13 protein-coding genes and 1 riboswitch are annotated in these 13,659 nt (G+C 32.6%); of the genes, 1 reads left to right on the top strand and 12 read right to left on the bottom strand.

Annotated elements, in window-relative coordinates:
• Positions 1 to 41 precede the first annotated feature (41 nt).
• Complete coding sequence (locus ACWJJ7_RS09855; protein ID WP_462961976.1) at positions 42 to 1,388, top strand: TIGR00366 family protein; 1,347 nt, start codon at positions 42 to 44, stop codon at positions 1,386 to 1,388.
• 93 nt (positions 1,389 to 1,481) lie between these two features.
• Here the strand turns inward: ACWJJ7_RS09855 and kamE are convergent, their stop codons facing one another.
• From kamE to ACWJJ7_RS09915, 12 genes are all read right to left on the bottom strand, one after another.
• Positions 1,482 to 2,270, bottom strand: coding sequence for a lysine 5,6-aminomutase subunit beta (gene kamE / locus ACWJJ7_RS09860; RefSeq protein WP_462961977.1), 789 nt, complete (start codon positions 2,268 to 2,270; stop codon positions 1,482 to 1,484).
• Positions 2,270 to 3,826 (bottom strand): lysine 5,6-aminomutase subunit alpha, encoded by a 1,557-nt coding sequence (gene kamD / locus ACWJJ7_RS09865; RefSeq protein ID WP_462961978.1) that lies wholly within the window; start codon positions 3,824 to 3,826, stop codon positions 2,270 to 2,272. Before kamD ends, kamE begins: the two co-directional genes overlap by 1 nt.
• 1 nt (position 3,827) lies before the next feature.
• Positions 3,828 to 5,297 (bottom strand): lysine 5,6-aminomutase reactivase ATPase KamC, encoded by a 1,470-nt coding sequence (gene kamC / locus ACWJJ7_RS09870; protein ID WP_462961979.1) that lies wholly within the window; start codon positions 5,295 to 5,297, stop codon positions 3,828 to 3,830.
• Between the two features lies 1 nt (position 5,298).
• Positions 5,299 to 6,306 (bottom strand): lysine 5,6-aminomutase reactivase subunit KamB, encoded by a 1,008-nt coding sequence (kamB, locus tag ACWJJ7_RS09875; protein ID WP_462961980.1) that lies wholly within the window; start codon positions 6,304 to 6,306, stop codon positions 5,299 to 5,301.
• Positions 6,307 to 6,343: 37 nt separating this feature from the next.
• Positions 6,344 to 7,597 carry a lysine 2,3-aminomutase gene (gene kamA, locus ACWJJ7_RS09880; protein ID WP_462961981.1) on the bottom strand — a complete coding sequence of 418 codons (1,254 nt, stop codon included), beginning with the start codon at positions 7,595 to 7,597 and terminating at the stop codon, positions 6,344 to 6,346.
• Positions 7,598 to 7,738: 141 nt separating this feature from the next.
• Entirely contained in the window at positions 7,739 to 8,776 is a 1,038-nt protein-coding gene (gene kdd, locus ACWJJ7_RS09885; RefSeq protein WP_462961982.1) for an L-erythro-3,5-diaminohexanoate dehydrogenase, read from the bottom strand.
• Positions 8,777 to 8,791: 15 nt separating this feature from the next.
• A complete protein-coding gene (locus tag ACWJJ7_RS09890; protein ID WP_462961983.1) occupies positions 8,792 to 9,457 on the bottom strand; it encodes a 3-oxoacid CoA-transferase subunit B in 666 nt (221 codons plus the stop codon).
• 1 nt (position 9,458) lies between these two features.
• A complete protein-coding gene (gene atoD / locus ACWJJ7_RS09895) occupies positions 9,459 to 10,112 on the bottom strand; it encodes an acetate CoA-transferase subunit alpha (RefSeq protein WP_462961984.1) in 654 nt (217 codons plus the stop codon).
• A gap of 48 nt (positions 10,113 to 10,160) precedes the next feature.
• Positions 10,161 to 10,985 (bottom strand): 3-keto-5-aminohexanoate cleavage enzyme, encoded by an 825-nt coding sequence (gene kce / locus ACWJJ7_RS09900; protein ID WP_462961985.1) that lies wholly within the window; start codon positions 10,983 to 10,985, stop codon positions 10,161 to 10,163.
• Between the two features lie 147 nt (positions 10,986 to 11,132).
• Positions 11,133 to 11,513: a 3-aminobutyryl-CoA ammonia lyase gene (kal, locus tag ACWJJ7_RS09905; protein ID WP_462961986.1), complete on the bottom strand. Its 381-nt coding sequence runs from the start codon at positions 11,511 to 11,513 to the stop codon at positions 11,133 to 11,135.
• Positions 11,514 to 11,716: 203 nt separating this feature from the next.
• Positions 11,717 to 11,897: riboswitch (Lysine riboswitch) on the bottom strand.
• Positions 11,898 to 12,042: 145 nt separating this feature from the next.
• Positions 12,043 to 12,294 carry a cysteine-rich small domain-containing protein gene (locus ACWJJ7_RS09910; RefSeq protein WP_462961987.1) on the bottom strand — a complete coding sequence of 84 codons (252 nt, stop codon included), beginning with the start codon at positions 12,292 to 12,294 and terminating at the stop codon, positions 12,043 to 12,045.
• Positions 12,295 to 12,332: 38 nt separating this feature from the next.
• The gene (locus ACWJJ7_RS09915) at positions 12,333 to 13,436 is read right to left on the bottom strand and encodes a hypothetical protein (protein WP_462961988.1); all 1,104 of its coding nucleotides are present in this window, start codon (positions 13,434 to 13,436) and stop codon (positions 12,333 to 12,335) included.
• Positions 13,437 to 13,659 lie beyond the last annotated feature (223 nt).

Consider the following 13,659-nt stretch of genomic DNA (forward strand, 5'->3'; position numbering starts at 1 on the left):
ATTATAGTTTAAATTTATATAATTAGTAAGGAGGAATCAAAGTGTTTAAAAAATTTACAAATGGTTGCGTTAATCTTGTCCAAAAATTTTTACCAGATCCATTCATATTTGCTGTACTCTTAACATTCTTTGTATTAATTTTAAGCGTAGTGCTTACTGGACAAAGCCCTTTAGCTATGACTATTCATTGGAGCAAAGGTTTGTGGACATTACTTGCTTTTTCAATGCAAATGGCATTAGTATTAGTTACAGGCCACGCTCTTGCCAATGCACCCTCTTTTAAAAAGGGTCTTAAGACTCTTGCAAAAATACCTAAATCACCAAGTCAAGCAATTATTTTGGTTACACTTATTTCTACTATAGCTTGTTGGATTAACTGGGGCTTTGGTCTAGTTATCGGTGCTATTTTTGCTAAGGAATTAGCTAAAGAAGTTAAAGGTGTAGATTATAGGCTTTTAATAGCTTCTGCTTATTCAGGCTTTTTAGTATGGCATGCTGGCCTTTCTGGTTCTATACCACTAGTAGTTGCTGGAGGTGGTCCTGAAGTTGTAAAAGCTACTGCAGGTGCTGTTACTTCCCCTATACCAACTAGTGCTACATTGTTTTCAGGTTATAATTTAATTATATTAGCTGTACTCTTAATAACATTGCCTCTTATAAACAAAGCTATGCATCCCGACACGGAGCATACTGTTACTATAGATCCAAAGCTTTTGGTGGAGGAACCAGTAGTTATAATATCTAAAGAAGCAATGACTCCTGCTGATAAACTTGAGAATAGCACTCTTATCTCAATGATATTAGCAGTTATGGGCTTTACTTATATTGTTTACTATTTTATTAAAGGTGGTAGCCTCGATCTTAATATTGTTAATGCCATTTTCTTATTCCTAGGAGTTGCTCTTCATGGAACTCCTAGAAGATTTGTTAATGCAATTACAGACGCTGCCAAAGGCGCTGCTGGAATTATACTTCAATTTCCATTCTACGCAGGTATTATGGGGATGATGGTAGGTACAAGTGCTGCTGGAGTTTCTCTTGCAGGGGTTATGTCTACTTCTTTCGTTAGTATATCTAATCAACATACCTTCCCACTCTTCACTTTTTTAAGTGCAGGACTTGTTAACTTCTTTATACCATCTGGCGGTGGTCAATGGGCTGTTCAAGCTCCTATTATGATGCCTGCTGGTGCTGCTTTAGGCGTACCTGCTGCGAAAACTGCTATGGCTATTGCTTGGGGAGATGCATGGACTAATATGATTCAACCTTTTTGGGCATTACCTGCTCTTGGAATTGCTGGACTTAACGCTAAGGACGTAATGGGTTTTTGTGTAATTGACTTATTATACTCAGGTATTATTATTGGGTTAGGATTATTCCTTTTCTAGGAAGTTTTTATTATAACAACTAAGGGGGTACAGCTTTAAATGATTAAATAAATCATTTAAAGCTGTACCCCCTATTTTTTCAATATAAATTTATTAAATTAAACCTCTCTCAACCATTTCCGTAACAGCAAAACTTGCTACGTCTCCAGCAAATTTACCAGGTCCAAAGCCTGCATCGTATCCAAGTTCTTTCGCAAGTTCGTGTGTTATTCTTGGGCCTCCACAAATTAATATAACTTTATCTCTAATTCCTTCTGCTTCTAATAATTCTACTAGATTTGTAAGGTTTCCGATGTGTACATCCTTTTGAGTTACTGTTTGAGAAACTAGAAGAACATCAGCCTTAAGTTCTATAGCTTTTTTGATAAATTCTTCATTTTCAACTTGGCTTCCTAAGTTTAAAGCTTCTATCATAGGGTATCTCTCAAGACCATAGTGTCCTGCAAAACCCTTCATGTTCATTACAGCATCTATACCAACTGTATGGGCATCTGTTCCTGTACTAGCTCCAATTATTACAACGTCACGTTTAATGTTTTCTTTTATATATTCTCCAATTTCTTTCATATCCATTACGTCACACTCTACAGTTTGAACATGAATTTCTTCATAGTTTACAGTATGCGATAATGAACCATAAATAACATAAAAAGAAAATTCTTTATCTAAAGATGCATGATGAGCACAGTTTGGATTTTCAAGTCCCATAGATTTAGCAAGTTGAAGTGCTGCCTCTACTCCTCTTTCATTATCTTCTACTGGAAGTGTAAGGCTCACTTGAACCTTACCATCATTCATAGTATCTCCATAGGGTTTAATCTTTGTTAAATCCAAATTTTGATCATACTCTTTAACTTCTAATGAATATTGTCCTTCACTCATTATTTATTTCCCCCTAACATTAAATCTATAAATGGGTTAAAGTAAGCTTTTTCTTTTTCTACAACTCCTGCAAGTCCTTTTCCACCAGTATAAGGTCTCTTAATTCCTGCAAATTTTCCTTGCTGTATTGTACTGAATAAACCTTCTTTTTCAATTTCTCCAATTAAATCTGTTGCTTTATTTAATACTTCATCAACTCTTGTTTCCATCATGCCACCTTTTTTGAAGGTGATTTCTGATCCTAAATCCTTCATAGTTCTAAATATATATTGAGCATTGTCTATTGATAACGCTCTATCTGACATAAATGGAGTGTGTATTGCTTCTGTAAGCATTCCAAGAAGATGTAATTTTTGTCCTGTCATAATAGTAACCATGTTAAATAATGCATCTTGTACTTGTCCTTTAAATATATCCCCAGTCTTAAACTTAGTTGGAGGCATATATTTGAGTGGAGCTTTCGGGAAGATTTCTCTTGCCATTTGTGCTTGTGCTAATTCAAATACAAATCCATTTTCAACATCTGGACTTATTTCAAACGCATGGCCAAGTCCCATTTGTTCTTCTGGAATTCCAGCAACTAATGCAAATTGTTCATTTATAAATTGTGAAGCAAGCACAGTATGAGCTTCTTCTACTGCATCTGCAGTAGTTAAATAATTATCTTCTCCAGTGTTTATAATAACTCCAGCAAATCCGTTTATTACTCTTGAGAAATATTGGTCAACTATAGTTCTTTGCATATTGATATCGCGGAAAAGTATTCCGTATAGAGCGTCATTGAGCATTACGTCTAATCTTTCTATCGCTCCCATAGCAGCTATTTCAGGCATACATAATCCAGAGCAGTAATTACAAAGTCTTATATATCTTCCCAACCCTTCTCCAACTTCATCAAGGGCTGCTCTCATAAGTCTGAAGTTTTCTTGTGTTGCAAGAGTTCCTCCAGTACCTTCTGTTGTAGCTCCGTATGGAACGAAGTCAAGTAAGCTTTGTCCTGTACTTCTTATTACGGCTATTACATCTGCACCTTGCTTTGCAGCTGCTTTTGCTTGGATTATATCTTCATAAATATTACCTGTAGCTACTATTACATAAAGGTATGGGCCACTCTTATCTCCAAATTTTTCAAGGTATGATTCTCTTTTACCTCTATTTTCTTTGATTTTAGCAACCATTTCTTTAGCTACTTTATCTACAGCCATTTTTATTTCGAATTCTTCATGCATAGGAATTTTAGTTAAATCTATTTCACCTTTTGCTACTTTCTCAGCAACTTCTTGTGGTGAAAGACCAGTTTCAACCATAGCATTTCCTATAAACATCGAAGCACCAAGTGCTAATCCATTACCATTTTTAATATTATCTACTACTACATTCGGAATTGGTACTCCAACTTCATCTACCCCATCAATACCTAAAAGTCTACACACAGTTCTTTCTACTGTTACTGTAGTATGTACGTCAATAAATTCTTGAGTATCTTTTGCTATGTTTTTAGCTGATTGTCTAGCTTTTTCAACAACATCCCAATTCATATTTAATTTGCTTTCCATATTATTCCTCCTCATTATAAAACCCTTTTGCTATATCCACTATTTCCTTTTCAAGGCCTAGTAATACCGCTATATTAAGTGCATCTTTTGGTACTTCGTTTTCTTTTGAAACCTTCTCTAGCTTATAATTCATATGTTGTTGTATTATTTCAACGGAATGAGTTTTATTTAAATCTATCTTATACTTTAACGCATCAAAGTCTACATTTTTAAGTCCCATTACTTGATAATGTTCCATATTATCCTCAACTACTCCGTCGTAATGAGTTGAAATTAAGCTTATTGATTGAAATTTAGTTAAGTATTTAGAAAGAGATTTCATAAGATAGTATCCTTCTTTTGGATTAGTACCTCTTGCAAACTCATCTAGAGCTATAAATCCATTTCCTATTTTTGCAGACTCTACCACTTCTTTTAACTTTATTATTTCTGCACCAAATGTACTTAAGCCTTTGGATATGGACTGCATATCATCTGAAACAAAATGAATAAAATTAAGAATTGGGAATTGTGCTTTTTTTGCAAATACAAAAAAACCCATTTGTCCAAGCAGTAAATTCAGAACAATAGTCTTAAGGGTAACACTTTTACCACCCATATTAGCACCAGTTATAATAGTTGTACCACCAATTAGATCTATAGTAACTGGGGTAAATACCTTTTTACCTTTTTCTAATATTTCTTTTATTTCAGGATTAAAGCCTTCATCAAGATTAATCTTCATTTCTTCACAAATTTTTGGCCGAGAACCATTAAAATCTATGGATAAATTCGCTTTGGCAATCAAAAAATCTAATATACCTATGGCTTTTATATTTTGGTTTATGATCTCAGTTTCTTTAGAAATCTGTAGTGTTAACTCTTTTCTAATTCTTAGTTCTTCCTCTTCCTCTTCTATAACCAAATCTAACCTTTGCTTCTTTAGTCCATTTACTTCTTCCTCGGTTTTTACAGTAAAAATTTCTTTTTCCTTTTGTTTTTTCTTTTCCCTTATATATTGCAAAGTTTTAGAATACTCATCATAAACATAAAAAGTAGACATTCCCTTCTTCTGTGGGTCTAGGAGGGAGATAATCTCATCTAAAGAGTTTAGATGAACCTCTTCTATATCAAGCTGTAATTTATCCAAGATATTTTTTAGATCTGTTACTAATATTGAAAAATATTTAATTTCATATAATTCAACTTCATCTAATGTTTCTGATTCACTACATCTTTTAATAGAATTTCTAATATCTTTTAGTTTACAAAATATTCTTCCTATTCCATTATACTCTTGACTATGAGTTCTCATTGATTTAATCATATTTTCTAGACTATTTAATTCATGGGTTAATTCATTTATTTCTGAATCTTTAAATGGTCTAATATTTTTTTTCTCCTCAAGCCCATAAGAAGTAGTTATCCCCAGTTTATCCATAACAAAAGAAAAACCAATTTGATCCCTCTGCTGCTTATCTAAAAATTTCATCTTACTCCCCTCCAATTACATCAAATACAGGTATATTTAATTTATTCCTAAGCCCATCTAAAAACTTATGCTTATCAAATTCATACCCATAAGGTGATTTTGGATTGGATGTAACACATACTATATTAATGGGATTTATTGTTTTTATAATTCCACCTTGCTTTTTAAATTTATAAAGGGTTTCCCTAGTTAAAAAGAGCTTTGTTCCATCTTCAACTAGGAAAATTACACCTTTATACTTATTTGTAGATGTCATAATATCTTCTAGTAGGTTATCTGAAACTACCCCTTTAATAACTACATAGGAGGCATTTTCATCTAAGAACTCAACAATTTCCTTAGAAGATCCCAATGCTGTAATTGCATCTAGCATTTTTATAGTATTATCTTTGCGAATAATACCTATCCTGCCAATGCGTAAAACTTCATTAGCGAGATTTAATACTTCATCATTCTTTTCATTTTCTAATGATAGTAATTTAACAGTATGACTAGTTTCTTCTATAACCTTAGCCATACTCTTTGACAGCGCCGCTCCAGTTGATAAAATTGTAGCATTTGTAATTGATGGAGAGGCGAAGGTTTTTCTATTAAGGGCACCATCCACAATTACAAGCTTACTTCCAAACCTTTTAAGATCATCACATATTAAAGTCATATAAGAATTTACGGATGGACCTCCTAAATCTACATATCCGTCACTTAACGCTCTGCATATAATTATTTCACCCATAGGAGTGTTAAAACCAGTAGTTTTTAAAATCTCCCTGGTAATATCACTATTTAATAAGCATTGTTTTGCAGTAGCAATTATAGTTCCTTCTTCTATGTAAATTTTAGGTTTTTCAGTGGCAGTTACCTGGTCCAATTCTTCTCCGTCTCTTCCTATAGAGGTAAGCCCAAGGGATATTTCCCCTCTGGCTTCTCTCAATATATGATTTAAGGTGGTTGTTTTTCCTACATTTTTATTCATCCCTATGATAGAAACACTGTCATATTTTTGAATCATATTGAAAATGCTTGGTTTGTTTATGCTGTCCTTAATTTTACTCGTGATGTCCTCTTAAATTTCTCTCAAGTCCAGCTGGTTCCATAGACATTTGCTGACCGTTTAATAGTCCTGCTACTCCTACTTTGTGAACCTTTTTCTTTCCTTCGCAAACTTCACATTTGCAATCTGAAGTATAACTAGTTGGTTGTTCATAAGTAGTTATAACTCCTTCAAAGTTTCTAAGTACTACTTTTTCAGGGCTTTGAGAAATAATATAAGTTGGCATTACTGGTATTTTACCACCGCCACCTGGAGCATCAACAACAAATGTTGGAACACAGAATCCTGAAGTATGGCCTCTTAAAGCTTCCATAATTTCTATTCCTTTAGATACTGGTGTTCTAAAGTGTTCAAGTCCCATTGAAAGATCACATTGATAGATGTAGTATGGTCTTACTCTAATTTTAACAAGCTCATGTACAAGCTCCATCATTATATGTGCACAGTCATTAACTCCTCTTAAAAGAACCGATTGATTTCCTAGAGGTACTCCTGCATTTGAAAGCCTTTCACATGCAAGTTTTGCTTCTTCTGTAATTTCATTTGGATGATTAAAGTGAGTGTTTAACCAAACTGGGTGATATTTCTTTAACATATCAACTAATTCTTTTGTAATTCTTTGTGGTAGAACTACTGGTACCCTTGAACCCATTCTTATTATTTCAACGTGTGGAATTGCTCTTAATTTTTTAATTATATATTCTAATTTATCATCTGAAACAAGTAGAGCATCTCCGCCTGATAATAATACATCTCTAATTTGTGGAGTATTTTTAATGTACTCGATTGCTTTATCTATTCTTTCCATTGGCATAGCACTATCACTTTGACCTGCGAATCTTCTTCTTGTACAGTGTCTACAGTACATTGAGCATTGATCAGTTATTAATAGTAATACTCTATCTGGGTATCTATGAGTTAACCCTGGTACTGGAGAATCTGAATCTTCATGTAATGGGTCCAATAAATCAGCATGTGCCTGATGTAATTCAAGCCCTGTTGGTATAGCTTGTTTTCTTATTGGATCATTTGGATCATTAGGGTCTATTAATGATAAGTAATAAGGAGTTATAGCCATTCTTAATGTTTGAACGCATTTCCTAGCTCCTTCTTCTTCCTCCTGCGTTAACGGTATATATTTTTTAAGTTGATCCACGTTTTCAATTCTATTTTTAACCTGCCATTTCCAATCGTTCCACTCTTCATCTGTTACATCTTTAAATAATTCAAATCTTCTATTAACTTTCATATTAGTACCTCCAGCGTATAATAATTTTAATTTATTAATATGTAGTTGATATATTATTATGGTTTAGAGAGAATACAATATAGCTTTATATTGTATTCTCTAAATCACAATTAAATCATCTTCTTCGAAGCTGAAATGTCATTAAACGTATAATTCTTCGAATACTTTTCTTAATGTTTCATTTTCTCTTAACTCTTCAAGAGTTATTTCAGCATGTCCTTTAGTGTATCCATTTCCTACGATCATAGTAACGTCTTTACCTACACCTTCAGCTCCAAGTGCTGCTTTTGTAAAGCTTGTAGCCATTGAGAAGAAGTACACTATTCCGTCATCTTTTACCGGTAAAATTGATGACATTTCAGTATTTGGAACATTAACCATGTTAATTGCTACATCTACTTCACATCCATTGTTGTGCTCTAGAGTAGTGTTCATTACATCAATAGCGTTTCTAGCATCTCCAATAACTATTTGCATTTTTAGACCTAATCTTTTTAATCTCGCTTTCTCTTCTTCATTTCTTACAAGACCTATAACGTTTCCTGTTGGTCCTACTCTTTTAACTGCTTCATAAGAGCAAATCATTCCTGATTTTCCTGCTGCGCCTAGTAAAAGAACTGATTGACCTGGTTTAACAAGTTTAGCAACTTGAGCTGGTGCTCCTGCAACGTCTAACGCTGCTAATGCTAGATTTTCATTCATGTCTTTTGGAAGTTTTGCATATAAGCCACTTTCAAATAAAATAGCTTTTCCTTTTATTTCAACTCTATCGATATCTGGTTTAATATCAACAATTTCATCTATTTTTAAAGGTGTTAATGATAGTGAAACTAATGTGGAGATTTTGTCTCCAACTTTAAGATCTGTTGTTCCTTTTAAATCTTCGCCTATTTTTTCAACTGTTCCAATAAGCATTCCACCTGAACCTGTTACAGGATTTTGCATTTTCCCTTTTTCAGCAACAATTGCAATAATTTTAGATTTTATTTTTTCAATGTCATGTCCAGCTTCTTCCTCTATTTGAGTAAAGCTCGCTGAATCTATGTTTAAAGCCTGAACATCAATTAAAATTTCATTATCAAATATATTCATATCATTTGATATTTTAGTTGCTGGTTGCGGTAATGCACCTTTTGGTTCAATTGACCTGTGAGTTCCGTATTTACATCCTTTGTTCATAATAAATTCCTCCTCTTATACATCCATTATTTTTAGATCTTTTGATATGATTAATTCAGCTTCAGTAAGTGATTTAACTTCCTCAACTGTTGTATCTTTATTAATTTCAATAAGTACAAGCCCTTTATCAGTAAATTCCATTACCCCGAGTTCTGTAACTATAAGGTTAACTTGTGCTTTTGCTGTTAAAGGTAGTGTACATTTTTTTAATATTTTAGGAGTTCCTTTAGCTGTATGTTGCATTGCAATAATAACCTTTTTAGCTCCTACTACTAAATCCATTGCTCCGCCCATACCTGGAACCATTTTACCTGGAACAATCCAATTAGCTAAATTTCCTTCTTGGTCTACTTCTAATGCTCCAAGAACTGTCATATCAACGTGTCCGCCCCTTATTAAAGTGAAAGACATTGCGGTATCAAAGTATGCTCCACCAGGAAGTATTGTAGTAAATTGGCCACCTGCATTAGTTACATCCTTGTTTTCTTCTCCTTTTGCTGGAGAAGCTCCCATTCCAACCATTCCATTTTCTGATTGGAGGGTAACATGGACACCTTCTGGAATATAATTTGTAACTAAGGTTGGAAGCCCTATGCCCAAATTAACAAGTTGTCCGTCTTTTAATTCTTTACCAATTCTTTTTGCAATAATTTGTTTTGCAAGCTTGCTATCTGTAATCATATTAGTTAGCCTCCCCTATAATATAATCAACCAATACACATGGGGTAACAATATTATCTGGATCAAGTTCTCCAACTTTAACAATCTTTCCAGCTTCTACTATTACGATTTCTGCAGCAGTAGCTATAATTGGATTAAAGTTTTTTGTTGTTCCATAATAAACTGCATTTCCAATTTCATCTACGGCGCTTGCATAAACAAGTGCTAAATCTGCTTTAATTGGGATCTCTAATAGATATTCTTTTCCTTCTATTGTAAGTTTTTGTTTTCCTTCTTCTATCATAGTACCAACCCCCGTAGGTGTGAGCACTCCACCAAGGCCAGCTCCCGCTGATCTTATTCTTTCAATTAGTGTTCCTTGTGGCACAAGTTCTACTTCCATTTTCCCTTCTGTCATAAGTCTTCCAGTTTCAGCATTTGTTCCTATATGAGAAGCTACGACTTTTTTAACTTGACCGTTTACTATAAGTCTTCCTATACCTCTATCTACATAGCTTGTATCATTTGCTATTATAGTTAAATCTTTAACATTCGTTTCTATTAGTAGGTCAATCATCTTTTCAGGTGTTCCACAGGCTAAAAATCCACCTATCATTATTGACATTCCATCTTTAAGTAGTGGCCTAACTTGTTCTAAAGATACAACCTTATTCATTTATTTTACCTCCTCTTATTTATCCTGAAGATATAACAATTATCAGTTTTATATTTTCTTTAAACCCAATATCTCTCTTGCTTCTTGTGGAGTGGCAATTTCTCTGCTAAGTTCTTTCGCAAGTCTAACTACTCTTTCTACTAATTCTGCATTTGATTTAGCTGGTACGCCTTTTTCAATATACACATTATCTTCAAATCCGACTCTTACATGACCACCCATAACAATAGTCACAGCTGCCATTTGAAATTCAAATCTACCAATACCTGATACAGTGTATGTACTTCCTTGTGGCACGCTTCCTGCCATAAATACTAAATCTCTTGGCGAAGCAGTTATCCCACCATTTACACCCATCACAAAATTAAAATGCATTGGTGTTTTTATAAAACCTTTCTTTTGAAGTCTTATAGCCATGTCTACCATTCCCTTATCAAAAACTTCAATTTCTGGCTTTACTCCAAGTTCCATCATCTTTTTACCAAATTCTTTAATAGTGTTTTCAGTGTTTACGAATATATCATCTCCACCAAAATTACAAGTACCTGCATCTAAAGTTGCCATTTCCGGCCTTAGATCAACAGGTTGTAATCTTTCCTCATTACTCATACCAACAGCTCCACCTGTTGATGGTTGAACAATTGCATCCGGACATCTTGCTTTAATAGCTTCCATACAAGCTTTAAATCTTTCCCTATCTTGAGTAGGTGTTCCATCATCTTTCCTTACGTGTAAATGAATGATGCTAGCTCCTGCTTTATATGCTTTTTCAGCTTCTATTGCTACCTCCTCAACAGTATATGGGACGTTTGGATTATGTTCTTTTGTAACTTCCGCTCCGGATATAGCTGCAGTAATTATTAATTTTTCCATGTTGTTTCCTCCCTATAGTTCTCCGTGATGCAAAAATAATTATTATCTACCATAAGCTTATGATAATTTATCTATATTATTGCAATTTTGCACAATTTTTTTTAGCAACCACCATCTGAAAAAGTTTACATTAACTTCTCTTGCATATTATTTTCTTTGGTTATTTTTTAAAACTACACAAGTTCCGCTTGCCTTGCAAACTACTATTGGTTCTTCTAATACATCACAAGCTGAATCATTTATATCTGGTCTTGGTACTATAACTTTTCTTGCTTCAAAAATCATTTTTCTTGATGAACTTCCTACCTTTACTATTTCTCCAACAGCTTCTATATAGTCTCCTGCATAAACTGGCGCTAAAAATTCTACAGCATCGTATGCTTTGAATAATCCTTCATCACCATCGTTCATAATTAAAAGCTCTGTAGCTACATCCCCAAATAATTGAAGCATTCTTGCTCCATCCACTAAATTTCCACCATAATGTGCATCATGGGCACTCATTCTTAACCTTATTAAAGACTTCATTTTATTTTCCCCCTCGTTCATTGTAGTTATTTGTTTTGTAATTTTTAGGAATTTTGTAAAAAACAACAGATAATTATATTTGTCTATCTTTTAGAAAATGCCTTATGTTAATATATTTTGAAATAAAAAAAGCACTGAATTTTCAGTGCCTTAATTAACCAAAGTAATAGGTCTATTAATGCAATGAAAAAATATCTTTTCATTACATAAATAGCTCTCCATAAGAATTCTTATGGCAGTGATAGAAATACTACTTTCTATCCCCAAGAATATATTGAAGAACCAAAATATTCTTTCGGCAAATAAATACTTCATTTTTGACATTGGATGTTCATATCCTTATCATTCAAAAATTACCTCTTTATCTGCACCTCTATTTATGTGAAACTATTAAATTTTATTTTTTAACTCTTATTTAATTATAATACGTAAACGTTTCAAATGCAATGCTTTTTTTAAAAAATTATACTTTTTTTACCTCTGAGCAGTAAGTATTAAATTGAATTAATTGATTTCCACTCACTCTTAGTCATTTTCTTTTTGTTTTATTTACTTCCACTATCTTGTTTACTATATAGTCATATCCATTTTTAGAATGTGGAATCATGCAAGTTGAGCAATCTTTAACACCATTTACGAATTTTCCATTTCCACCACACTCCTCGAGGAAATACAGTGGACAATAGCAAAACAGACAATTAAATTTTTCATCATCTTTAACTTCATGACATGGAAAATATTCACAATCTTTATTTCTAAAAAATTTATAGTTATTATTCATTTTTAACCCTCCTTTAATTTCTAAGTTAGTTTCGAATTCTAAAAAGTTACCACATTATATATATCTATATCTTCTAATACTGTTTGCTCTAAAATAGTTTCTTCGGGGAATTGCTTGATAAAAATTTGTTTAAACTTTTTAAGTTGCTCAGCAGAAAGTTCTGCTTGCTTTGCCAAATTATTTTCTTCCTTAATAATATTGCCTTCTTTTAATTTATATATAAATTCGACACCTATAATACTTATATCATTTTTATCATCAAATTTTAAATCTCCAGTTATGTCATTGTTTATTCCTATCTTCTTTAAATCACTTAGTGATTTTCCATCATTACTAATTTTAGCTATGTTAATGTAAGCACTTATTTCACCATTCGAATTCTTTGAACCTGAAAGCAAACTTCTAAAGGCAAGCATTTTACCATCTTTAGATATCACTCCATCATATATTTCTTCTTTATCCTCTGTACTTTCAAAAATTTTATTACCATTAATATATAAATTGGCCCTAGGTTGTGGAAATGTATGCGGTGTTACGCTATAAAGAATGCTTTTTTTATTTATAATAATATCTCTTATGGTGCCTTCGCATGATATTAACTCCAATTTGTTTTTTATGTTATATACCGCATAACCTGAAGCTGACGGATTAATATGACCCGTAATCAAAATATTTTCATTATCTATCCACTTGAGTTCAATAATTTGTTGAACATTTTTATTATTTATGTCAATCTCTGTTGATTTTTCAGTTTTAATATCATAAACAATTATATGTGGAGGATATGTCTCTTTTTCTTCATTAAAAGCTCTAAAAACTATTTTTGTTTTATCTGGAGAAAGTCGTAATAGATCTTTTGAATTTGAATTATCCCCTAAAGATTTAATCTGTTCATTTATTTCATCATAAAGATAAACATTATTATTCTTCTCGAATGCTATCTTTGTCAGCTTAGCATTCTTTGTATTTTGATCCTTACTTTTAATTTCAGTATCTTTACTAGATATAGTTTCTATATTTTTACTCGAATTTTTATTAATTTTATTTAAATAAGCCCTCGGTGTCAATATGCTTAGAGATAAACACATCGCTATAATGAGTAACTTTAAATTTCTTTTCGTTATTTTTTTATGGCCAGTCATAATTTTGCTCCTCGTTTAAATTCATAATAATTATTATTTTAAATCATTGAAACTTAGATTATTATACTCCACTTATATTAGTGTATCAACTGGAATTGTATTGTGTTTTACACTGTTATTTATATGTTTACAATTTTAAAATATACAATGTTTATTTTATCTTTGAGTTGTGAATTTTTTGTAAATATTAGCAATGGTTTATACGTACAAAAGTAATAAAAGG

Source organism: Clostridium sp. CM042 (assembly GCF_055080995.1).

What these genes read in the sequence shown, in the direction of transcription:
- kamE (WP_462961977.1), bottom strand. Translation starts at nt 2,270, where the DNA reads ATGAGTGAAGGACAATATTCATTAGAAGTTAAAGAGTATGATCAAAAT.
- kamD (WP_462961978.1), bottom strand. Translation starts at nt 3,826, where the DNA reads ATGGAAAGCAAATTAAATATGAATTGGGATGTTGTTGAAAAAGCTAGA.
- kamC (WP_462961979.1), bottom strand. Translation starts at nt 5,297, where the DNA reads ATGAAATTTTTAGATAAGCAGCAGAGGGATCAAATTGGTTTTTCTTTT.
- kamB (WP_462961980.1), bottom strand. Translation starts at nt 6,306, where the DNA reads ATGATTCAAAAATATGACAGTGTTTCTATCATAGGGATGAATAAAAAT.
- kamA (WP_462961981.1), bottom strand. Translation starts at nt 7,597, where the DNA reads ATGAAAGTTAATAGAAGATTTGAATTATTTAAAGATGTAACAGATGAA.
- kdd (WP_462961982.1), bottom strand. Translation starts at nt 8,776, where the DNA reads ATGAACAAAGGATGTAAATACGGAACTCACAGGTCAATTGAACCAAAA.
- ACWJJ7_RS09890 (WP_462961983.1), bottom strand. Translation starts at nt 9,457, where the DNA reads ATGATTACAGATAGCAAGCTTGCAAAACAAATTATTGCAAAAAGAATT.
- atoD (WP_462961984.1), bottom strand. Translation starts at nt 10,112, where the DNA reads ATGAATAAGGTTGTATCTTTAGAACAAGTTAGGCCACTACTTAAAGAT.
- kce (WP_462961985.1), bottom strand. Translation starts at nt 10,985, where the DNA reads ATGGAAAAATTAATAATTACTGCAGCTATATCCGGAGCGGAAGTTACA.
- kal (WP_462961986.1), bottom strand. Translation starts at nt 11,513, where the DNA reads ATGAAGTCTTTAATAAGGTTAAGAATGAGTGCCCATGATGCACATTAT.
- ACWJJ7_RS09910 (WP_462961987.1), bottom strand. Translation starts at nt 12,294, where the DNA reads ATGAATAATAACTATAAATTTTTTAGAAATAAAGATTGTGAATATTTT.
- ACWJJ7_RS09915 (WP_462961988.1), bottom strand. Translation starts at nt 13,436, where the DNA reads ATGACTGGCCATAAAAAAATAACGAAAAGAAATTTAAAGTTACTCATT.